Source organism: Arthrobacter sp. PAMC25564, from assembly GCF_004798705.1.
Taxonomy (GTDB): domain Bacteria; phylum Actinomycetota; class Actinomycetes; order Actinomycetales; family Micrococcaceae; genus Arthrobacter.
This window is the reverse complement of sequence record NZ_CP039290.1, coordinates 1,380,375-1,401,838: the sequence shown is the minus strand read 5'-3', so window position 1 is coordinate 1,401,838 and position 21,464 is coordinate 1,380,375. Positions and strand designations below refer to the sequence as shown.

At 69.2% G+C, this 21,464-nt stretch carries 16 protein-coding genes; 8 read left to right on the top strand and 8 right to left on the bottom strand.

The genetic code is table 11. The features are described 5' to 3' along the window. Positions 1–3: 3 nt before the first annotated feature. Positions 4–789, bottom strand: a complete 786-nt coding sequence (locus E5206_RS06340; protein WP_240689999.1) for a demethylmenaquinone methyltransferase — start codon at positions 787–789, stop codon at positions 4–6. 121 nt (positions 790–910) lie between these two features. On the opposite strand from E5206_RS06340, the gene E5206_RS06335 reads away from it, so the two are divergent. The 4 genes from E5206_RS06335 (at position 911) to E5206_RS06320 (ending at position 5,332) form a co-directional block, all read left to right on the top strand. Then, complete coding sequence (locus E5206_RS06335; protein ID WP_136321757.1) at positions 911–2,302, top strand: isochorismate synthase; 1,392 nt, start codon at positions 911–913, stop codon at positions 2,300–2,302. 296 nt (positions 2,303–2,598) lie between these two features. Next, positions 2,599–3,552 (top strand): ABC transporter substrate-binding protein, encoded by a 954-nt coding sequence (locus E5206_RS06330; protein WP_136321756.1) that lies wholly within the window; start codon positions 2,599–2,601, stop codon positions 3,550–3,552. Between the two features lie 35 nt (positions 3,553–3,587). After that, on the top strand, positions 3,588–4,559 hold the full coding sequence (locus E5206_RS06325) for an amino acid ABC transporter permease (protein ID WP_136321755.1): 972 nt from the start codon (positions 3,588–3,590) through the stop codon (positions 4,557–4,559). Then, positions 4,556–5,332 (top strand): amino acid ABC transporter ATP-binding protein, encoded by a 777-nt coding sequence (locus tag E5206_RS06320; protein WP_136321754.1) that lies wholly within the window; start codon positions 4,556–4,558, stop codon positions 5,330–5,332. The genes E5206_RS06325 and E5206_RS06320 overlap by 4 nt, the downstream gene beginning before the upstream one ends. Before the next feature lie 380 nt (positions 5,333–5,712). On the opposite strand, the gene E5206_RS06315 is transcribed toward E5206_RS06320, so the two are convergent. From E5206_RS06315 to E5206_RS06290, 6 genes are all read right to left on the bottom strand, one after another. Further along, complete coding sequence (locus tag E5206_RS06315) at positions 5,713–6,666, bottom strand: type IV toxin-antitoxin system AbiEi family antitoxin domain-containing protein (protein WP_136321753.1); 954 nt, start codon at positions 6,664–6,666, stop codon at positions 5,713–5,715. 770 nt (positions 6,667–7,436) lie between these two features. Further along, a complete protein-coding gene (gene menD, locus E5206_RS06310; protein WP_136321752.1) occupies positions 7,437–9,218 on the bottom strand; it encodes a 2-succinyl-5-enolpyruvyl-6-hydroxy-3-cyclohexene-1-carboxylic-acid synthase in 1,782 nt (593 codons plus the stop codon). Further along, on the bottom strand, positions 9,215–11,044 hold the full coding sequence (argS, locus tag E5206_RS06305) for an arginine--tRNA ligase (protein ID WP_136321751.1): 1,830 nt from the start codon (positions 11,042–11,044) through the stop codon (positions 9,215–9,217). Before argS ends, menD begins: the two co-directional genes overlap by 4 nt. A gap of 174 nt (positions 11,045–11,218) precedes the next feature. After that, positions 11,219–13,333 carry a PhoX family phosphatase gene (locus E5206_RS06300; protein ID WP_136321750.1) on the bottom strand — a complete coding sequence of 705 codons (2,115 nt, stop codon included), beginning with the start codon at positions 13,331–13,333 and terminating at the stop codon, positions 11,219–11,221. 54 nt (positions 13,334–13,387) lie between these two features. Continuing rightward, entirely contained in the window at positions 13,388–14,281 is an 894-nt protein-coding gene (locus E5206_RS06295; RefSeq protein WP_136321749.1) for a hypothetical protein, read from the bottom strand. Between the two features lie 38 nt (positions 14,282–14,319). Further along, positions 14,320–15,267, bottom strand: a complete 948-nt coding sequence (locus E5206_RS06290; RefSeq protein ID WP_240690138.1) for an o-succinylbenzoate synthase — start codon at positions 15,265–15,267, stop codon at positions 14,320–14,322. A 329-nt stretch (positions 15,268–15,596) separates the two neighbouring features. On the opposite strand from E5206_RS06290, the gene E5206_RS06285 reads away from it, so the two are divergent. Next, on the top strand, positions 15,597–16,445 hold the full coding sequence (locus tag E5206_RS06285) for a response regulator transcription factor (RefSeq protein ID WP_136321748.1): 849 nt from the start codon (positions 15,597–15,599) through the stop codon (positions 16,443–16,445). A 550-nt stretch (positions 16,446–16,995) separates the two neighbouring features. Here the strand turns inward: E5206_RS06285 and E5206_RS06280 are convergent. Further along, entirely contained in the window at positions 16,996–18,237 is a 1,242-nt protein-coding gene (locus tag E5206_RS06280) for a glycoside hydrolase family 32 protein (RefSeq protein ID WP_136321747.1), read from the bottom strand. Between the two features lie 59 nt (positions 18,238–18,296). On the opposite strand from E5206_RS06280, the gene E5206_RS06275 reads away from it, so the two are divergent. The 3 genes from E5206_RS06275 to E5206_RS06265 all read left to right on the top strand — a co-directional run bounded on the left by E5206_RS06275 (position 18,297) and on the right by E5206_RS06265 (position 21,238). Then, positions 18,297–19,280: a phosphatase PAP2 family protein gene (locus E5206_RS06275; protein ID WP_136321746.1), complete on the top strand. Its 984-nt coding sequence runs from the start codon at positions 18,297–18,299 to the stop codon at positions 19,278–19,280. A gap of 147 nt (positions 19,281–19,427) precedes the next feature. Then, a complete protein-coding gene (locus tag E5206_RS06270) occupies positions 19,428–20,648 on the top strand; it encodes an aminotransferase class I/II-fold pyridoxal phosphate-dependent enzyme (RefSeq protein WP_136321745.1) in 1,221 nt (406 codons plus the stop codon). Next, positions 20,645–21,238, top strand: a complete 594-nt coding sequence (locus E5206_RS06265; protein WP_136321744.1) for a carboxymuconolactone decarboxylase family protein — start codon at positions 20,645–20,647, stop codon at positions 21,236–21,238. Before E5206_RS06270 ends, E5206_RS06265 begins: the two co-directional genes overlap by 4 nt. Positions 21,239–21,464: the final 226 nt, after the last annotated feature.

The following is a 21,464-nucleotide window of genomic DNA, read 5'->3' as shown; positions in this document are numbered from 1 at the left end:
CGGCTAACGCGCCGGGCGGGTGATATTGCGGCGCAGCTTAGCGACCGGGCCGGTGTGGTTGGCGATGGCGGCAGCGCCGCCGTCCGGCGTTGAAGCAAGGGGTTTCTGGGCGCGGTGGATGGCCACGATGCCGCCGCTGAGGTTCCGGTAGGTGACCTTCTCCCAGCCGGCTTCCTGCAGCCACGCGGCCAGGTGGTCCTGGTCCGGCCAGGCGCGGATGGACTCGGCGAGGTAGACGTAGGCGTCCGGGTTGGAGGAGACCTTCACGGCGATGGCCGGCAGGGCCCGCATGAGGTACTCCGTATACATGGTGCGCCACAGCGGCACGACGGGCTGGGAGAACTCGGCGATGACGAGCCTGCCGCCGGGCTTGGTGACCCGCAGCATCTCGGCGAGGGCCTTCTTCGGCTCGTTGACGTTGCGCAGGCCGAAGGAGATGGTGCTGGCGTCAAAGGTGTTGTCGGCGAAGGGCAGCCGGGTGGCGTCGCCGGCGATGAAGTCGATGTCCGGGCGGCGGCGCTTGCCGACCTTGAGCATGCCGAGGGAGAAATCGCAGGCGATCACGTCGATCCCGGCGTCGGCATAGGGCTCGCTGGAGGTGCCCGTTCCGGCGGCAAGGTCCAGCACCCGCTGGCCGGCTTTCACATCCATGGCCTCGACCACGATCCGCCGCCAGCGGCGCGTCTGTCCCATGGACAGGACATCATTCACGACGTCGTATTTGGGGGCCACATCGTCAAACATTGTGGCTACTTCGTCCGGACGCTTATCCAAGGATGCTCGGTTCACCCTGACATTGTCTCAAATGATCAGCACAGCCACGAACCACCGCCGCTTTCACCTGCGGGAACGCCGGGAAGGGCCAGGCCTGCACCCTCCAAAGGGTACTTCCGAGTAGTGTTGTCCCATCATGACGAGCGCGTTCCGTACCCTGACAGTCCCCCTCGATGCAGAATCTTTCCCCGGGGGGCTGCCGTCGTTTCTGGTCCGCGACGACCTTCTCTGCTGGACCCGCCGCGAGGCCGGCCTGGTGGGCTTCGGCGAGATCGCCAGGTTCACGGCCACCGGCCCGGAGCGCTTCCTCGAGGCGGACATCTGGTGGCGCCATCTGGTCCTCGAGGCGGACATCGAGGATGCCGTGGACTGCCCCGGCACCGGCCCGGTGGCGTTCGGCTCCTTCGCCTTCTCCAAGGTTTCCCCGCACGGCTCGCGGCTGATCGTCCCCGAAATTGTCGTGGGGCTCCGCGACGGCCGGGGCTGGCTCACCCAGCTGACGTTCGACGACGGCGAACTCACCGAAGCGGGCGCCCGCGCCGCGCTGCAGCGCTGGCTGGACGCACCTGCCGCCGGGGACGGTGCGGCGGCCGGAGCCGACGTCGTACTCCCCGCCGTCTCCGCCGGCAACGGCGCGACCCCGGACCCGGTCCCGGCACTTGCTTCGGCACCGGCTCCGCGGGCAGCGACGCTGAGTACCGGCTCGCTGAGCGAGGCGGACTGGATGGCCGCCGTGGCCGCGGGCGTGGCCGAGATCCGCACGGGGGCCCTGGAGAAGCTGGTGCTGGCCCGCGACATCGTCGCCACGGTGCCGGACGGCGTGAACGCCGCGGAGATCCTGCGCCAGCTGGCCGTCCGCTACCGCGAATGCTGGACCTACGGGGTGGACGGACTGGTCGGATCCACCCCCGAGATGCTGATCCAGGTCGAAGGGCGCACGGCCCAGGCCCGCGTGCTGGCCGGGACCCTGGACCGCCGCGACGCCGAGGGCATGGCCGGATCGCCGCTGGAATTCGCCGAACGCGTCCTGGCCGGATCCGAGAAGCAGCGGCACGAACACGACATCGCGATCCAGTCCCTGACCACGCAGCTGGCCCCGTTCTCCGAGGCCATGAACGCGCACAGCGAACCCTTCATCCTGGAGCTGCCGAATGTGTGGCATCTGGCCTCGGATGTGAAGGCCGAGCTGACCGAGGTCGAGGGCCACGTACCCACCTGCCTCGCCCTGATCAACGCGCTCCACCCCACCGCGGCGGTCTGCGGCACCCCCACCACGGTGGCCGGCGCGCTCATCCGCAAGCTCGAGCATCTGGACCGCGGGCCGTACGCCGGCCCGGTCGGCTGGCTGGACGCGGCCGGCAACGGCGAATGGGGCATCGCGCTGCGCGGCGCGGTCATCGAATCGCCGCAGACCGTCCGGCTGTACGCGGGCTGCGGAATCGTGGAGGGTTCGGCGCCCGAAGCCGAGCTGGCGGAGACCTGGGCCAAGTTCCGGCCGATGCTGGAATCCCTCGGCATCAGCAGCTAGTCCGGGTGGCGCGGGGGCGCATTCTCTTGCCCGGCGGGTGCTGACTCTTGTCCCGCGGGGGCTGCGCGACAGCTCCACTGCGGCCGCACCACAGGTGCGCCACGGCCGCACGACAGGTGCGCCACGGCCGCACGAATCCGGGATTCCAGACACCCCGGCGCGGGGAAGTCTTGCATTCCACCTCCGAATAGTTATCCAATAGTGAAACTTAGTTTTCTGTGACGTACATCTCTTGTTCGGCGATACACTATCAACCGACTTAGTTATGCATCCCTCCTGCAACAAAAGGTAAGAAAATGCAGATTTCCCGTTCGCTTCTGAGCAACCCCAGGCTCAAGGCAGCCACCGTCCTCGCCATTGGCGCACTGGCCCTGACCGCCTGCACCAACGCCTCCCAGAACGCCGCCCCTGGCTCGGCCTCGCCGTCCGGCAGCGCCAACGCCAGCTTTGACCCCTCCACCGTCCAGAAGGACGATGCCTTGGCGGCCATGGTTCCTGCAGCCATCAAGTCCAAGGGCACCCTTAACGTGGGATCGGACACCAGCTACGCCCCGGCGGAATTCCTGGGCCCCGACGGCCAGACCCCGGTGGGGTACGACGTCGACATCGCCAAGGCGATCGGTGCCACGCTGGGTCTGAAGGTCCAGGTGCAAACGGCAGAATTCACCGGGATCCTTCCGGCCCTCGGCCCGAAGTACGACCTGGGGATTTCCTCGTTCACGATCAACCCGGAGCGGCTCGGCGCGGTGAACATGGTCAGCTACTTCAACGCCGGCACCGCCTGGGCCGTGCAGAAGGGCAACCCGAAGAAGTTCTCCCTGGATGACGTCTGCGGCAAGTCCATCGGCGTACAGACCGGGACCGTCCAGGAGGATCCCGACCTGGCCGGACGCAACAAGAAGTGCGCCGCGGACGGCAAGCAGCCGATTAACATCGTGACGCTGAAGAACCAGACGGACATCACCACCCGGCTGGTCAACGGCAGCATCGACGCCATGGCGGCCGATTCCCCGATCATTGGCTACGCCGTGACCCAGACCAACGGCCAGGTCGAAAAGCTCGGCGACGTCTACGACGCCGCACCCCAGGGTATCGCCGTGGCCAAGTCTGACACCGCGTGGGCCGACGTCATCCAGAAGACCGTCACCAAGCTCATGGAGAACGGTTCCTACAAGAAGATCCTGCAGGGCTGGGGCAACGCCGATGGCGCCATCACCAAGTCCGAGATCAACCCGGCGGCCGGATCTTGAGTCTTCCCGCAACCGGACACAGATCAGGGACCCAGATGGACACCCATCAGCCAGACCACGCCGCACCGGTGCTGAACAACGCGGTACCGGTGCGGCACCCGGGCCGCTGGGTCAGCGCCATCATCATTCTCGGTGCCTTGGCCCTCCTGCTGCAGAGCCTGGTCACGAACCCCAACTTCCGCTGGGACGTCGTCGGGACCTACATCCTTGACACCAAGGTGGTCCAGGGCGTCGGGTGGACGTTGATCCTGACCGTATCGTCGATGGTCCTGGCCATCGTCCTTGCCATCCTGCTGGCGTTCATGCGCCAGTCGGAGAACCCGGTGTTCCGCTGGTCCAGCTGGACCTGGGTGTGGTTCTTCCGCGGTACCCCGGTGTACACCCAGTTGATCTTTTGGGGCCTGATCTCGGTCCTGTATCCCAAGATCACTGCCGGCGTCCCCTTCGGCCCGGACTTCTTCAGCGTGGACACCAGCGTGGTCATTACGGCCACGGCCGCGGCCATCCTGGGCCTTGGCCTGAACGAGTCCGCCTACCTGGCCGAAATCTTCCGGGCAGGCCTCAAGTCCGTGGACCGCGGACAGATGGAAGCCGCCGAGGCCCTCGGCATGGGCAAGACCAAGATCATGTGGCGGATCATCCTGCCCCAGGCCATGCGGGTGATCGTGCCCCCGACCGGCAACGAGACCATCGGCATGCTGAAGACCACGTCGCTGGTCCTGGCCGTGCCGTTCACCCTGGACCTGACGTTTGCCACGAACACCCTGGCCAACCGGACCTACCTTCCCGTGCCGCTGCTGATCGTGGCGGCCATCTGGTATCTCGTCATCACGAGCCTGCTGATGGTGGGCCAGCACTTCATCGAGGCATACTACGGCAAGGGCGTGGACAACCTGGCTCCTGCCGCGATCAACCCGGCTGCCGCCAAGGCAGCCGCCGCCGTGGCTCCAAGCGCCGCAGCGGAGCCGGCCCTGAAGATGGACTTTCCCGAGGAGGAGGCAAAATGACGATCACCACTGAGAAGCCGCTGGTGCGGATCGAAGGCCTCCACAAGTACTACGGCCAGCACCACGTGCTGCGCGGCATCGACCTTGAGGTCAACCAGGGCGAGGTGTCCGTGGTAATCGGGCCGTCCGGTTCGGGCAAGTCCACCATGCTGCGCTGCGTGAACCTGCTTGAGAGCATCAGCGCGGGACGCATTTCCGTGGGCGGGCACCTGATCGGCTACCGCGAGGTCAACGGCCGGCTCCATGACCTCAAGACCAGGGAAATCGCCGCCCAGCGCCGCGAGATCGGCATGGTGTTCCAGCGGTTCAACCTGTTCCCGCACAAGACCGCCCTGTACAACATCATGGAGGCGCCGGTCCAGGTCAAGGGACAGTCGCGCGACGCAGCCCGGAAGAGGGCCATGGAACTGCTGGACCGCGTGGGGCTGGCATCCCGCGCCGACCACTACCCCTCGCAGCTTTCCGGCGGCCAGCAGCAGCGCGTCGCGATTGCCCGGGCCCTGGCCATGGACCCGGCGCTCATGCTCTTCGATGAGCCCACCTCCGCACTGGACCCGGAACTCGTGGGCGACGTCCTGAACGTCATGAAGGACCTCGCCAAGTCCGGCATGACCATGATTGTGGTGACCCACGAGATCGGCTTTGCCCGGGAAGTGGGCGACCGGCTGACCTTCATGGACGGCGGCGTCGTGGTGGAGTCCGGCGATCCACGTGAGATCCTCGCCAACCCGCAGCAGGCCCGCACCAAGGAGTTCCTCAGCCGCGTGCTGTAGGTCTCCAGCCCTCAAGGTACGGCCTCCCGCGCAGCATGACCGTCGACGCGGCCCCCGCCTGCCGCTGCGCCAATGCCCTGCCGCTACCGGAATTCCGGCAGCGGCAGGGCATTTGCGCGTCGCGGGGTGGAATGTGCGTCGCGGGGTGGAATGCGCGTCGCGGGGCGGGGCAGGGCATTTGCGCGTCGCGGGGCGGGGCGGGGCGGCTGCGCGTCGCGGGGCGGGGCGGCTGCGCGTCGCGGGGCGGGGCGGCTGCGCGTCGCGGGGCGGGGCGGCTGCGCGTCGCGGGGCGGGGCGGCTGCGCGTCGCGGGGCGGGGCGGCTGCGCGTCGCGGGGCGGGGCGGCTGCGCGTCGCGGGGCGGGGCGGCTGCGCGTCGCGGCTATCCGGCGGAGCGGGCTCGACGGCGGGGCACACCGGCCGCTACCAGCTTCCTCTCCAGCCGCCCGGCTGCCATGAGGTCGGCCCAGGTCCACCTGACCACTCCGTTCCCTACGGCGCGGATCCTGTCCTCCCTCAGCTTTTCGTCCACGACGGCCTGCGAGGCGGTTCTTCCCTTCAGATATTCGGGCTTCAGGTACTTCTCGATGCCGTCGAACTCGCCCGCCACGCGTACCTTGTCCCAGTAGTAGTCCGTGAAACCGACGAGCCCGGAGCCGTCGCGGATCTCCCGTTGAAGGTCCGGAGGCTCAAATCCGGCAACGGCGATGAGTGCCCGGCTGAAGGACTCCCCCGCGGAGCCGGACCGAGGGTCGGCGAACTCCACGGCAGCCAGGATCCGACGCCTGGCAGCCCCGCTGTAGCTGCCGTCAATTCCGGCAACAAGGGCGTCTTTCGTCAAGGCCTGCAGACCGTGCGCAGTGTCCGCCCTCAGTACATGGTCCACGGGCACCACCGCCTCGGCAAACGGAGTGAAGGCGGCAAGGTCCAGCACGGTGCGCACCCTCCCGGTGACCAGGAGCCCTTCCCGCCTGACTGCCGTCACCCCCGAGGGTGGAGCGTAGTGCCGCAGCACCCCGGCACGCGAGCGTCCGCCGTCGTTCTGGAGCGTCAGGGCATGGACGGGATTCCACAGACCGATGGTGGGGATCCCCCACACGGACGCGGCGGAGTGCCTCGCGAAGATCGTCGTCGTAGAGAACGCCTCGGCCGCCGCGCTCACCCGCAGACGGTATTGTTCCCAGAACCTCAGTGCCCGCCACGCGTTCCCGTCAACATAGATTCCCTGCCGCACGCGGACCAGCGCGCCGGACTTACAGCGGCGGGCGAGCTCCTTGGGCGTGACGCCCTGTTGCAAGTGGTCGCGGGTGAGGATCAGCCTGGGCAATTCGTTCATGAGACGACGGTCCCAGCCCCTGGTCGGCGGCACCATCCCCCGGATCCTCTATGTGGAAAACCCCAGCCGGGCCGCCGCTGGCGACACGCACCATGACCCGCGCGGCGCAAAATACCGGACGCGGCGGGTATTCCGGTGTCGCCGGGAAATGACCGCCGCGCAGGGTAATTCGCGCATCGAAGGGGTGCCGCGGCGGAGGATCCGGGAAGGCGGCGAAGAACCAGTGGCACCCAGGCGGACAACCCCAGCCGGGCCGTTAGCGACGCGCGCCATGACCCGCGCGGCGCAAAATACCGGACGCGGCGGGTATTCCGGTGTCGCGGGGAAATGTCCGCCGCGCAGGGTAATTCGCGCATCGAAGGGGTGCCGCGGCGGAGGATCCGGGAAGGCGGCGAAGAACCAGTGGCACCCAGGCGGACAACCCCAGCCGGGCCGCTGGCGACGCGCACCATGTCCCGCGCGGCGCAAATTACCTGACGCTGCGGGTATTCAGGTGTCGCCAGGAAATGACCGCCGCGCAGGGTAATTTGCGCGTCGAAGGGGTGCCGCGGCGGAGGATCAGAGAAGGCAGAGAAGAACGAGTGGCCCCCAGGCGGACAACCCCAGCCGGGCCGCCGCTGGCGACGCGCACCATGACCCGCGCGGCGCAAAATACCGGACGCTGCGCGTATTCGGGTGTCGCCAGGAAATGTCCGCCGCGCAGGGTAATTCGCGCATCGAAGGCGGCGGAGCCGGAAGCGCGGCCGCCCAGGCGGCGCCTGCCGTGCAGGCTAATCCGTTGCCGGTACCCCCGCCACGGCGGCGTCCACTGCGGAGCGGATGCGCGCGTGCAGCTCGCGGAGCCCGTGCCGGTCCGTGCGGACCTCGATGATGCTGCGGCCGGACAGCGGCGCGGAGAGCGCCTCGGCCAGTTCCGCCGTCGTGCTGACCGGGCGGTGTGCGACGCCGTAGGCCGCGGCGAGTGCCGCGATGTCCACGCTGTGCGGGGTGCCGAAGAGGCGTTCGACGGCGTTCCCGTAGCGGCCCGCCGCCTCGACGGTGCCGTGCTCCAGGAGCCCGAAGATCGCTCCGCCGGCATCGTTGAGCACCACGATCCGGAGCGCGGGCTCGGCTTCCCCGGCGCCCAGCAGCAGTCCGCCGGCGTCGTGCAGGAAGGTGACATCGCCCATCAGCACGGTGGTCTCCTGCCGGCCGCCGACGGCGATTCCGGTGGCGGTGGAGATGGTGCCGTCGATCCCGGCGAGGCCGCGGTTGGCGAACACTGTGGCCTGGGGTTCCGCGGCGGGGGCAGCGGCGAGATCGGCGTCGCGGATCCCGTTGGAGGACCCGAGCATCAGCTGTCCGCGCGAGTTCTCCCAGACCAGCGCGGCCACCGACGGCCCGCTGGCCGCGGCCAAACCCGCGGACCCGGCGGCGGACCCCGCGGCCCCCGCGGCCGACCCCGCGGCCCCCGCGGACCCCCCGGCGGAACCGGAGAGCACCAGGTCCACGGCGTGCTGGGCGGCGGCGCCGGCCAGCAGCCAGGCATCGAGCCACGCGGAGGAGCCGCGGCCCGCGAAGTCGCCCAGCTCCGCCAGGTTCTGCAGCGGCAGTTCCGTGCGGCGGCCGGGCTCGTACCAGGCCACGGGAACCGGCTGGTACAGGGCCGAGGGGACGTCGGCGCGCGCCAGCAGCTCACTGACCGGCCGGGAGAGCGTGGGCCGGCCGAACAGCACCACGCGCTCGATCGGCTGCTCCGACTCCGGTCCGAAGTGTTCCAGCAGCAGCCGGTAGGGCCCCACCGCGTTGGGCCCGAACCGGGCGTTGGAGGAGGGCTCGGCGAGCAGCGGCAGGCCGTGGGCGCGGGCAAACGCCTCGGCCACCGGACCGGCGTCGTGCCCGGCCAGCACCACGGTGCGCAGCTCCGGCAGGGCCTCGGAGGCGGGCGGGAAATCCAGGGCCAGCGGGCCGTGGGCGGCCCGGTACACCCGGTTCCCGCCCCCGGCGGGAAGCGCGTCGCCGGGGGCGGGAACCAGCGGGTCGCGGAATGCCAGGTTCAGCTGCACCGGCCCGGGCGGGGTGTCCTCGAACGCCCCGGTCGCCGCGCTGAGTGCCGTCTCGACGGCACGCCGCGGGTCGGCCCCGGCGGGCACGTCGACGGCGAAGCGGACGTGGTCGCCGAACAGATCCAGCTGCATGGTGGTCTGGTTGGCGCCGGTCCCCCGGAGCTCCTCGGGCCGGTCCGCCGAGATGACCACGAGCGGCACCGCGGCGTGGTTTGCTTCCATGACCGCTGGCATGAGGTTCCCGACGGCGGTCCCGGAGGTGGTGAGCACGGCCGCGGGCGCCCCGGTGGCCAGGGCCAGGCCGAGGGCGGTGAAACCGGCGGAGCGTTCATCGATCCGGACCAGCAGCTCCACCCGTCCGGCGGCATCGGCCTCGGCCAGGGCGTAGGCCATCGGCGCGGACCGTGAGCCGGGAGCCACCACGACGTAGCGCACCCCGGCGTCCAGCAGCGTGGCGACGGCGATGCGTGCGGCAGCGATCGCGGCCAGCCCGCGCGCCGGGCTCACATGTTCTCCGGCGTCTCGATGCCCAGCAGTTCCAGGCCGCCGGAAAGCCGGCGCAGCACCAGCGAGCACAGGGCGAGCCGCGATTCCCGGACGGATTCCTCGGCCTTCAGCACGGGGCACTGGTCGTAGAAGGAGGTGAAGAGCTGGGCGAGCTCGAACAGGTAGGTGCACAGCCGGTGCGGTTCGAGCAGCTCCCCCACCTTCTGCAGGGTGGCGCCGTATTCGAGCAGGTGCAGGGCGAGCGCGCGTTCCGCGGGTTCGACGACGGCGATCGCCGCCGCGGGCGCCGTTCCCTGCGCCGCCGTTCCCCCGGCCGCTGTTTCATGCCCGGCCATTCCCGCCGCGGCGGCCGCCGTCGGGCCGCTCCCGGTCCCGAGGTGCTGTTCCAGCACGCCGGCCTTGCGCAGGATGGAGCGGATCCTGGCCGCCGCGTACTGGACATAGGGTCCGGTGTTGCCGGTCAGGGCCAGCATCCGGTCGAAGTCGAAGACGTATTCGGTGTCGTGCCCCACGGAGAGGTCGGCGTACTTGACGGCGCCGATGCCCACCTGGCGGGCCGTCACGGCGCGTTCCTCATCGGTGAGCTCGGGACGGCTGGCGTCGATGACGGCGCGGGCGCGGTCCACCGCCTCCTCCAGGAGGGCCATGAGTTTGACCGGGGTGCCGGAGCGGGACTTGAGGATCTTCCCGTCCTCGCCCAGGACGTTGCCGATCTGCACGTGCACGGCCTCCACGGTGTCCGGCAGCCAGCCGGCGTCGCGGGCGCTGGCCATGACCATGCGCAGGTGGACGTTCTGCGGCGCGCCGACGACGTACAGGACGCGGTCCGCCTCCAGTTCGCGGACCCGGTAGCGGATGGTGGCGAGGTCGGTGGTGCCGTAGCCGTAGCCGCCGTCGGACTTGCGGATGATGAGCGGCAGCGGCGCCCCGTCGCGGCCGGTGAAGCCGGCGGGGAAGGTGCAGAGGGCGCCGTCGCTGATCCGCGCGATGCCGCGTTCCTCAAGTTCCTGGCACAGCTGTGCCAAATGCGCGTCGTAGGAACTCTCGCCGGCGATGTGGTCATCGGTGAGGCTGATGCCCAGGACGGCATAGATGGCATTGAAGTAGCGCTTGGACTGCGCCACGAGCCGCTGCCAGACGGCGAAGGTCTCCGCATCGCCGCCCTGCAGCGCCACCACGCGGAGCCGGGCCCGGGTGGCAAAGCCGTCCTCGTCGGTGGCGGACGCGTCGAACTTGGCCCGGGCCGCCTGGTAGAAGGCGCTGGGGTCCTCCACCAGCAGGGCCGCCTCCGGGGAGTCCTCGCCGATCTCGAGCCAGTGTTCGATCAGCATGCCGAACGGGGTGCCCCAGTCGCCGATGTGGTTCTGCCGGATGACGGTGTCCCCCAGCGCCTCAAGGACCTTGACGAGGCTGTCGCCCACCACCGTGGTGCGCAGGTGGCCGACGTGCATTTCCTTCGCGACGTTCGGGGAGGAATAGTCGACGACGACGCGCTGCGGTTCCGCCGTCGGCTCGTCCGCCGCGGTGGCACCGGCGGCCGTGGACGCCTGCGCGTTGAGCAGTTCCTCGATCCAGGTGCCGTCAAAGGTGAGGTTGATGAAGCCCGGCCCGGAGATTTCCACGGTGGTGCAGACGCCGTCCAGGTCCAGGGCGTCCACGATCCTCGCGGCGGCCTCCCGCGGCGGCAGTCCGACCTTCTTGGCGAGTGCCATGGCGGCGTTGATCTGGATGTCCGCGAACTGTGAGGGCCGGATCACCGGGTCCGTCCCGCGGAACTCCTCGCCGAACGCGCTGGCAATAGCTGCCTGGACTCTGGGGGTAACCATTTCGGCCGGATTGTTCACCCTCCCAAATTATCAGTTCGTCCACACCCCGGCGCTCCCCCGCCATCAGAAGCAACGCGGGGTCAGATCGCGCCCATCCCGGGCCTCGGGATGGGCGCGATCTGACCCCGCGTCGCTGTGCCGGAGCCCGTGCGGAAGGGGCGGGAGGGTCAGCGCTTAGGCGTCGCCGCGGAAGACCTGGACCACGGACGGACGCGGGGCGCGCGCCTGGCCGCGCTTCGGCGTCGTACCTGCCTTGACGTAGTCCGGGAAGTAGGAGTGCTGGTCCGCGAAGGAACCTTCCTCGCCCGGGTGCTGCACGGCCACGAAGACGGTGCGTTCCTCGTCGTGGATGATCGGGCCGCAGGTTTCGGCATCGCGCGGGACGGCCAGGAACTGCTCCACCTTGCCGCGTTCGGCACCGTCCAGGGTGACCTTGAAGAGTCCGTCCGCGTAGCCGATGCTCGAGGGGGCGCCGTCGGTGGAGATCCACAGGTTGCCCACGGAGTCGAAGGCCACGTTGTCCGGGCAGGAGATCGGCGAGACTTTGTCCGCCGGGAAGCCGCTGAAATACGTGGAGGTGTTCTTCGCGGGATCGCCGCAGACCATCAGCAGGTTCCAGTTGAACTTCGTGGAGTCCTGGCCGCCCGTCTCGGTGATTTCCACGATGTGGCCGTCGCGGTTTTCGTTGCGCGGGTTGACCTCGGTGGGGCCCTCCTTGAGGTAGGCGCCGGCGGCGTCCGTCTTGCCGCGGTCCGAGTTGTTCGTGCAGACGACGTAGACCTTGCCGGTGTGCAGGCTGGGCTGGACGTCTTCGCAGCGGTCCATCTTGGTGGGGCCCACCTTGTCCGCGGCCAGGCGGGTGTAGACGAGGACTTCCTCGACCGACATGCCGTCCACCGCGGATTTCCCGCCGACCACGAGGGGCAACCACTCGCCGGAACCGTCGAAGGCGCCGTCGGAAGGGAGGGCGCCGTTGCCGGTGATTTCCGACGCCGGGGAGTCACCGGTGAACCTGGCCACGAAGAGGTCGCCCTCGGTGAGCAGGTCCATGTTGTTGCGGCGGGCGGCCTTCGAGTCGCCGGCCTGGTACGTGCCCTTGGAGACGAACTTGTAGAGGTAGTCGAAGCGCTCGTCGTCGCCCATGTAGGCCACCACGTGCCCGGAGTCGGCGACGATCACGTTGGCGCCCTCATGCTTGAAGCGGCCCATCGCGGAGTGCTTCCGCGGGGTGGAGGTGGGGTCGAACGGGTCCACTTCGACGATCCAGCCGAAGCGGTTGGTCTCGTTGGCGTAGCCGGCGTTCCGGGTGTCGAAGCGCGGATCGTCCAGTTCCCAGCGGCGCGCGGTGGGCTTGCTGCCCAGTCCGTAGCGCTTATCCGACGCGGAGGTGCCCGGCGAGACGAAGTAGCCGTTGAAGTTCTCTTCACCGGAGAGGATGGTGCCCCACGGGGTGGTGCCGCCGGCGCAGTTGCCAAGGGTGCCCTTGATGGCGCGGCCGGAGGGGTCCTCCACGGTGCTGACCAGGGCGGAACCGGCGGCCGGTCCGGTGAGTTCATACGTGGTGTCGGTCAGGAAGCGGCGGTTCAGCGGGGCGCCCTTGACGTAGCTCCACGGCTTGTTCTTGTTCTTCCGTTCGAGCTCGACAACCGTCAGCCCGTGCGCTGCGCGGCCGATTCCCCGCGCCGCGGCGGCATCGAAGCCGGCCGGGAACATGATGGCCTCGTTGGTGTATTCGTGGTTGGCGAACAGCACCGCGCGCCGGTCCTTGGAACCGTCGACCGGCAGGATGTCCGTGTAGTCATTGTTGTAGCCGAACTGCCGGGCCTGGGCGGCGGCGGTCTGCTTGTCCACGTCGAAGTCCGGGGCATCGTTGAACAGCGGATCGCCCCAGCGGATGACCGGCTGCCAGGCAAAGCCTTCGGGCACGGTGAGGGCGTCCACGGTGGCGGCGACGGGCGCGATGGCGGTGAACTGAAGCTTGGACTTCGCGAAGCCCTCCTTCGCGGCGGCCGCAAGGCCGGGACCGGCGTCGGCCACGGCCGTCGGGGCGGAGGCCACCGCATTGCCGAGGACGACGGCGAGCGCGCCGGCGGCGCCGAAGCCCAGGGCGGCGCGGCGGGACATCGTGGCGGAGGCGATGTCGCGGAAGTAGCTGTTGGAGCTGGTGTTGCAGACCTCGCCGGTGCAGGCGTTGTCGCACTTCAGCGCGCAGGTGATGGGGCTGCGCTTGCCCTTGGTGTGGCCGAGCATGGGGAGCAGGCTGAACCGGCGGGCGGAGGTTTCAGGCATGGGGAGACCTTCCAGGAGGGTGGGATGCGGTCCGCCCACCCTGCCAGCCGCGGGCTACGCGGAACTCTCCACCGGGTGAAGATCCGGTGAACTCGCCGGCGGCACGTCCTCGCGTTGGACATCCTTGCCGGTGATGGCCAGGTAGCCGACGAATCCGAGGATGGCAACGGCCCACCCGAGGCTGACGGGTCCGGAACCCCAGTCGAGTCCGCCGCGGGCCGGGGAGACTGCCATCCAGTCGGCCACCGAAGCCCCGAGGGGCCGTGTGGTGACGTAGGCAAACCAGAACCCGAGAACGGCGTTCAGCCCCAGCCGCCGGTAGCCAATCGCCGGAATCGCGATGATCACCGCAAACAGCACCGCCGAGGGAAGATACCCGAGCTGCAGCGTCATGGCCGTGAGGTCGCCCGCGGCGGTTCCGAGGGCGAAGGTGGTCATAACGGCGGCCCAGTAGAAGAACTCCCGCCGCGGTGTGTGGATGCTGTGGATGGACAGCGTCCGTTCGGTGCGGTGCCACACCAGGAAGACGACGGCCAGCACCACCGCGAAGAGCGCGGTCGATGCCGCGTACGGCACGTCCAGCCCCACGTGGAGGACATCGGCGGCCATCGTGCCGAAGACGCTGACCATCACCACGGCAGACCAGTAAACCCACGGAATGTACCGGCGGACGGCGAACTGCAACACCAGCGTGATCACCAGTCCTGCCGCCCCGAGCCCGACGGCGATCACCGGATCGAGCCGCGTCACCAGGAAGTCCGAGGTCGTCTCGCCCATCCCGGTGGTGAGGACCTTGGTGATCCAGAAATACACCGAGACTTCCGGGACCTTGCTGGCGGCATACCTGGCACCGTACCTGCCGCCGCGAACCCCGGCACCGCGGCGGATGCCTCCGGGGCGACGGGAAGCGGGGTTGCTGTCATGGACTACTTGAACCGGCTCAGTCATGGACGGATTGTCGCAGATGAACCTTGGCGTTCCCGGCCCTATGACAGGGAGTTGCCACCCGCGGCCAGCACCGCATGGACCCGCCGCAGCCGGTCCAGCCACCAGTCCCGGCGCTCCGGGGACGCGGCGTGCTCCGCCAGCAGCTCCGGGTCGGCCGCCACATCGCGGAGGCGGATGGCGCCGTCGTCGGGCACCAGCGAATCCCGCGTGACGTCGGCGGCGAGCAGGGAAACGGTCCCCAGCCCGCAGGCGTACGGCAGCTCGGGCAGCGCCGCGGCGAGCGCCAGCCCCGCACGGATCCCCACCGAGGTGTCCAGGGCCGAGCTGACGACGGCGGGGAGCCCGGCCTGCGCCACGATGTCCAGGGCACGCCGCACGCCCCCGAGCGGGGCCACCTTCACGACGATCAGGTCCGCAGCGCCGGCGCGGGCCACCCTGAGCGGGTCGTCCTCCTTGCGCACACTCTCGTCCGCGGCGATGAGGACCGGGGTGCCGGCCGCGCGCAGCCGGCGGCGCACCTCGGCGAGGCCGGCGATGTCCGGCACCGGCTGTTCGGCGTATTCGAGCCCGACGGCGGAGAGCCGGGTGAGTGCTTCGACCGCCGCCCGGACGTCCCAGCCGCCGTTCGCGTCCACCCGGATTGCGGCATCCGGGCAGGTCTCGCGGACGGCCGCAACGCGGGCGGCGTCGTCGTCGAGGCTCTGGCCGCGCTCGGCCACCTTGACCTTGACGGCGTCCACCCGGCCGAAGCGGGCGAGGATTTCGGGAACGCGGTCTGCCGCAATGGCCGGGACGGTGGCGTTGACCGGGATGGCCTCCCGCAGGGGCGCGGGGAAGCCGCGCCAGCCGGCCTCGATCGCGGCGGCAAGCCAGCGGGAGGCTTCGGCGTCGCCGTACTCCGGGAACGGGCAGAATTCCCCCCAGCCCAGCGGGCCCTTCAGCAGCAGGGCTTCGCGCTGCAGGATCCCGCGGAATTTTACGCGCATCGGCAGGCTCACCACGTAGGCGCCGGCCAGAAGCTCGTCCAGCCCGGGGAGATGCCCTGCACGGGGGTAAGGGTGATGTCCCGGCACGTCCAGCGGGGCGGCGTCGGCGTCGGAGGCGGCGTCGGAGGGCATGCTCTCACTCTACCGGCGGCAGGGGTGAACTGCTTTCCCGGACGAGTGGTCCGCCGCTGAAGCTCGCCCGCACCGGCCGCCACGGCGAAAAATCTCAAGATTTGCGCTGGACAGATGCGCCCTCCTGCTAACGTGGGAGCGATGTTACACGTGAGGTACGTGTGAGAGTGAACATTTTGATCTAAGAAGCTGGGGCAATGGTTGGACCACTGACTCAACTCCGCGCCGTCGTTATCGATGATGACAGCAATACCCGCATGCTGATCCGCCGCTCGCTGGAAATGCGGGGCTTCGCGGTGCGCGAAAGTGCCACCGGGGCTGAGGGCCTCCTGCAAATCAAGGAATACCATCCGGACGTGGTGACGCTGGACCTCGACCTTCCCGATTTGGACGGCGTGGAAGTGTGCCGGCGGCTGCGGAAATTCTCCGAAGCCTACGTCTTCATAATCACTGGACGTGCAGACGAGATCGACGAAATTATCGGACTCGAGGCCGGCGCGGATGATTACATCAGCAAGCCGTTCAGCCGGCGTGTGGTCCAGGCCCGTGTAGCCGCAGCGCTCCGCCGGCACCGCCCCACCCCGCAACGGCCCACCCCGCAACGCCGGGCCAGCGATGTCGTGCCCATGACGGAAGAAGAAGTCGCCGCTGCGCGCAATGGCCACCAACGCCGCGCCACCGACGCCGCACCCGCCACCCGCCAACGCCGCGCGACCGACGCCGCACCCGCCACCGTGCTGCGGCACGGGCCGCTGGCGGTCGAGGTCGAAGGCCGGACAGCCTCCCTGGCTGGCGTTGAGCTGGAGCTGACCCGGACCGAGTTCGATCTCCTGGCAGCGCTAACCGGCGCACCGAGACTCGTGTGGACCCGGGAAGCCCTCCTGCGGAAAGTGTGGGGCAACGAGTGGGCCTCGGATGAGCATCTGGTCGAGGTACACATCGGCAACCTGCGCAAGAAGTTGGGCGACAAGGGACGGGAACCACGCTTCATCCGCACCGTACGCGGCGTCGGGTACCGGATGGCCCCCGCGGAAGCCGCCGCTTAAGAGGCCGTTGCAGGCACCGCCGTGAATCCGGCTGCAGAGTGCCCGGATGGCTGCGTTGCTCGGATGACTGCGGTGCCCGGCATGGTGCCGCTCTACGGGGCAGGCCATGACCGGGCGCCGGGCTTGACGAGGCTTGAAGGGGAGGCCCTTGAATGGGCCGGCGGCGACTGGGGGTGAGTCCCCGGGCGAGGAACTCGTCGGCGCCGGCCCCGCTCAAGGAGCGTCATCACGGTGAAGAACTTCACCGGTAGGAACGAGTCTAGGAACCGAGTTTCGGACCGGCACGCGTACCGGCTACCTGAGTTTCAGGTGGGTGTTACCCGGCTCCGGAACATGCCCCACCCCGGGCTCGGCGCGTGGACATATTCCCGTTATGCCCGGGCCTGGGCGCGAAAAATGAGCATGTCCTCCCGGGGGATCAGCCCGATCCCGCAGCGGGGCCGCCGCGCATACGCCCGGATCCGGAGCATGCCCCACCCCGGGCTCGGCGCGTGGACATGTTCCCGTTTTGCCCGGGCCTGGGCGCGAAGAATGGGCATGTCCCCCGGTGCTACCCACCGGGCTGGTGCAGTTCCCAGGCGTCGGCCGCGGCGCCGTGGGGCAGTTCGAGCTGCCAGTCCTCCCCCGCGGCGGGGTAGGCGCGCACGGTGGCGGGAACGGAACCGTGCCGGTAGACCTCCACGATCGAGGAATCGATGAAGATCCGGAGTTCGTCGCCGCCGGCCACGGTGTCGGCGAAGACCGTCCGGCGCCCTCCCGCTGAGGCAAGGACCAGCCGGATCCCGCCCTCCCCGCCGGTGACCAGGGCTTCGGCATGGCGGGGAAGGTGCAGCGTTCCGGCGGCGTTCTTCAGGCACCGTCTCCCCCGGTAGGCGGTGATTTCCGCTGCCGGTTCGACGGCGAGCGCACCGCCGTGCACGAAGAGCCGGCGCGGGAAGGTGAGCACGCCGGCCCAGCCCGCCTCATCAATTTCCGCCTGGCTGCGGCCGGCCCGGCGGGCGGCGCCCGCCACCTCGTTGCCCGCCACCTCGTTGCCCGCCGCCTCGTTGCCCGCCACCTCGTTGGACCAGCCCCAGAGCAGTGCCCGGTCCGGCAGCGGGAGGATCTGCGCGGCATGGAAATCCGGGCCCAGATCGGCCTTCCCTCCGGCCACGGGGACAAAGACCGGCAGGCCCGTGACGGCGTCGGCGGCAAGGGAACCCAGCAGGTAGCCGACCCCGCCGGGGTGGTCATCGTTCCCGGAGTTCGACAGCGAGGCCATGAACAGCCAGGTCTCCGCGCCGGAGGAATCCGGCACCCGGACCAGTTGCGGGCACTCCCAGATCGCCGCGGGAAGGTGCGCGGCCGCGAGCGGATCCTCGGTGCTGAGCCAGATGCCTTCGCAGTTCCAGACCCGGAGATCGTCGACGCTGTAGAGCAGCACCGCCGCGTGGCCGGAGGCCAGCCCGGCCCCCTGCAGGGCGAAGCGGAGGCCCTGGAACCGGAAGAGGAACGGGTCCCGCACGGCAGTGACCCGCGGGTCCGCGGGCATGGTCAAGGAGCCGAGCTCATCCGGGCCGGCGGGCTGCGGCCGCAGCGCGACGGATTCTTCCGTCCAGCGGAGAAGATCCGGCGAGCTCAGATGGCCCCAGCAGATCCCCTCCTGCCGCGCCGAGTCCGGGTTGAACTGGAAGAACACGTGGAACCGGCCGTCCCGGTGGCCCAGGCCGCAGGGACCACCGATCCAGCCCTTCGCGGGCCGGGGATGGAACAGCGGGAAGGCCGGGTCCGGATGGTTCACAGCATCGTCCATGGGCACAGACTACGCGCCCCCTCAGGCGGCTCGCAGGGTTGTGTGCGAACCTGTTAGCGATGATTTTTCGGCAGGAACGCACCAGCAACCACCCGTCGGCGGAGTACCCGGCATACCCACCGCGCCCGTCGGCACGCCCCGCTCCCGCGCAGCGGCACCCCGGAACGGCCACGGGGATCCTGTTCCTGCTGGCCACCCTCGGCTGCGTGGCCGCGCTCGCCGCAACCTACTTCTTCTTCGTCCGCACCACCACGGGCCAGTTCATCGACGAATCGGCGCTGGTGGAAGCCGTGGCGCTGAGCGGAACGGCGGGCAAGGCCGCCACCGGGTTCCTGGACTGGCTGCCCGCCCTGTCCGTGGTGATCGCCACAGTCGTGGTCCTCTTCGTCACCATCGTCCGGCGGCGCTGGGCCGCCGCCGGGATTGCGGTGGCGGCCTGCGTCGGCGCCAACGTGGCCACCCAGATCCTCAAGGACCTGGTCCCGGTGCGGCCCTACCGCGGGGTCGAGACGCTGGAGCTGAACTCCCTGCCCTCCGGCCACACCACGATGGCAGCCTCGGCCGCGGCCGCGGTGTTCCTCATGGTCTCGCCGCGCTGGCGCCCGCTGGCCGGCTTCCTGGGCGGCAGCTTCGCCGTCGCCACCGGGGTGTCCACGCTCGTCAACCAGTGGCACCGTCCGGCCGACGTCGTGGCCGCGTTCCTGGTGGTGGCGGCGTTTATGCTCCCGGCCGGCTGGCTGATCATCCGCACCGGGCCACGCTGGAACGTCTGGAGCGGTTACGGGGAACATTGGGCCGCGTCACGGTGGTGGGTGGCGCTGCCGGTGATCCTGGGCCTCGCCGCGGCCGGGCTGGCCGGCTATTCGCTGCTGAAGGTCGCACCGGGGCAGGAAGCCAGCATCACGAGTTACTTCTGGGCCGGAACCTCACTGATCGTCATCGCCGGGTACCTCGCCACGGTGGCCGGCGTCTGGCTGTTCGGCCACGCGGCACGCCGCACGGCACGCCATGACGCACGACGGCGGGACGCCACGGATCGCTGAGGGCGCGGCAGCGCACGGGATTCTTGCAGCCCGTTTACATCCGTGCGGCCGGGGTCCAGAATGGTCCCTGCACCGCATCCACTGGCTCAGCAGCGCGTTGACTTAACACACTCGTACTTACACGCCGCATAGTCTCGAGGTACCGTCATGGGCATCATCGGTGAGTCTCCGGTTTCAGGGCGCTCCATCACCCTCGCGTCAGTTCCTTCACAACGACGGATAGATACTTTTCTCCGCGACTCGGTCTACGCCTGGCGCCAGAACGAGCCGGACATCTGCGACTTTGCCTTCGGCAACCCCCACGAGATGCCCCAGGCCGCCTATGTCGAAGCCCTCAGTGATGCGCTGGCGCCCCGGAATGAGCAGTGGTTTGCCTACAAAACGAACGAGCCGGAGGCGCAGGCCGCCGCTGCGGCGTCCCTGCAGCGCCTGCTGGGCCTGCCCTTCGAACCGGCGGACATCCACCTCACCACAGGAGGCTTCACCGCGATTCCGCTTGCCCTGAAGGCCGTCGCCGACCCCGGCGACGAGGTCATCTTCACTCTGCCGCCCTGGTTCTTCTATGAGCCGCTTCTCCTCGAGGCCGGGCTGGTGCCGGTCAAAATCCGCTGCGACGCCGAGACGTTCGACGTCGATCTGGCGGCACTGGGGGCGGCCATCACGCCGCGCACCCGGGTGGTGATCGTCAATACGCCCAACAACCCGACCGGCAGGATCTATCCGCCCTCGCTCCTGAAGGACCTGGCCGACATGCTGGAAGGGGCGTCGCGCAGCAACGGCAGGCGCGTCTATCTGCTCTCCGACGAGGCCTACAACCGGATTGTCTACGACGGCGCCCGCTTCCACAGCCCCGCCGAATACTACCCGTACACCCTCCTCGCCTACACCTACGGCAAAACGCATCTGGCGCCCGGGCAACGGATCGGCTACGTCGCCCTGCCGCCGGCCATGCCGGACCGCGGAGCGTTGCGGGAGGCCCTCGCGGCCCTCCAGATGGCGCTGGGCTGGATCTACCCCAACGCGCTCATGCAATACGCCCTGCCCAGGCTGGAGCAGTTTTCCATCGACATCGGCGAACTGCAACGCAAGCGGGATCTTCTGGTGGATGCGCTCACCGGGATGGGATACCGGCTGCAGTCGCCGGAGGGATCGTTCTACTTGTTCGCGCATGCCCCGATCGCCGACGACGAGGCCTTCGTCGATGCACTCGCGCAACGCGGGGTCTTCGTACTCCCAGGCGTCCTGTTTGAAACACCCGGTTACTTCCGCATGTCCCTGACGGCCAGCGAAGAGATGATCCAGCGCAGCCTCCCGGTGTTCGCGGAGGCCATCGCCGGCAGCGGGCAAGCGAAGGAGAAGGCAACATGAGCATCCTGGACCTTCCGTCCGACGCCGAAGCCACCGGCCTGACGGCTGAAATCTACGCGGAGGATATCCGCTCGATGGGCCAGGTGCCCAGCCACACCAGGGCCGTCAGCCTCAATCCGGAGGCCTACCTCGCCTGGGAGTCCCTGACCAAGGCGATCAGCTCCTCTTTGGGCGTGCGCCGTTACGAACTGGTGACCCTTGCCGCGGCCCAGGCCATCGGGTCGGACCATTGCCGGCTGGCCCACGGCAAGAAGACCCTCAACATCCTGGGCGAAGACCAGTTGCTGGCCGTCGCCCGGGATTTCCACGACGCCGGCCTGTCCCCCGCCGAGGTGGCCATGATGGACTACGCCGTGAAGCTCAGCACCGATGCCGCCGCCATGACCGACGGCGATTCGCGGGCCCTGCGTGAGCTGGGCTTCACCGACCGGGAGATTGTGGACGTCACGCTGGCGGCCGGCGCGCGGAATTACTTCAGCCGGGTGCTGCTCGCACTGGCGGTGGATCTTGACATCCCGGAAGGCCTGAGCCCGGAACTGCGTGAGGCGTTGCTGGCACCGCTCCCTGTGCGCCCAGCCAACTCGGATTAGCCGCCGTTACAGGCGCCCGGAACGGCCGTGGTGCCTCCCGCGCGGCGCCTTGTGCCTGGCACTGCGCGCATTTCCTGTCGCTACCGGAATTCCGGCCGCGACAGGAAATGCGCGCAGCGAGAGGCAGGATGCGCGTCGAGGGGCGGCTTGTGCATCGCCAGCTGGCGCATGGCAAGACAACCCTCACGGTCGATCATTGACACTTACCGTCCCACACGCAACGGTT

Bases quoted from the DNA above. Each gene is read 5' to 3' on its own strand.
- E5206_RS06290 (WP_240690138.1), bottom strand. From the start codon at position 15,267: ATGCGCGTAAAATTCCGCGGGATCCTGCAGCGCGAAGCCCTGCTGCTG.
- E5206_RS06275 (WP_136321746.1), top strand. From the start codon at position 18,297: ATGATTTTTCGGCAGGAACGCACCAGCAACCACCCGTCGGCGGAGTAC.
- E5206_RS06265 (WP_136321744.1), top strand. From the start codon at position 20,645: ATGAGCATCCTGGACCTTCCGTCCGACGCCGAAGCCACCGGCCTGACG.
- E5206_RS06330 (WP_136321756.1), top strand. From the start codon at position 2,599: ATGCAGATTTCCCGTTCGCTTCTGAGCAACCCCAGGCTCAAGGCAGCC.
- E5206_RS06285 (WP_136321748.1), top strand. From the start codon at position 15,597: ATGGTTGGACCACTGACTCAACTCCGCGCCGTCGTTATCGATGATGAC.
- E5206_RS06270 (WP_136321745.1), top strand. From the start codon at position 19,428: ATGGGCATCATCGGTGAGTCTCCGGTTTCAGGGCGCTCCATCACCCTC.
- E5206_RS06295 (WP_136321749.1), bottom strand. From the start codon at position 14,281: ATGACTGAGCCGGTTCAAGTAGTCCATGACAGCAACCCCGCTTCCCGT.
- E5206_RS06325 (WP_136321755.1), top strand. From the start codon at position 3,588: ATGGACACCCATCAGCCAGACCACGCCGCACCGGTGCTGAACAACGCG.
- E5206_RS06335 (WP_136321757.1), top strand. From the start codon at position 911: ATGACGAGCGCGTTCCGTACCCTGACAGTCCCCCTCGATGCAGAATCT.
- E5206_RS06280 (WP_136321747.1), bottom strand. From the start codon at position 18,237: ATGGACGATGCTGTGAACCATCCGGACCCGGCCTTCCCGCTGTTCCAT.
- E5206_RS06300 (WP_136321750.1), bottom strand. From the start codon at position 13,333: ATGCCTGAAACCTCCGCCCGCCGGTTCAGCCTGCTCCCCATGCTCGGC.
- argS (WP_136321751.1), bottom strand. From the start codon at position 11,044: ATGGTTACCCCCAGAGTCCAGGCAGCTATTGCCAGCGCGTTCGGCGAG.
- E5206_RS06320 (WP_136321754.1), top strand. From the start codon at position 4,556: ATGACGATCACCACTGAGAAGCCGCTGGTGCGGATCGAAGGCCTCCAC.
- E5206_RS06315 (WP_136321753.1), bottom strand. From the start codon at position 6,666: ATGAACGAATTGCCCAGGCTGATCCTCACCCGCGACCACTTGCAACAG.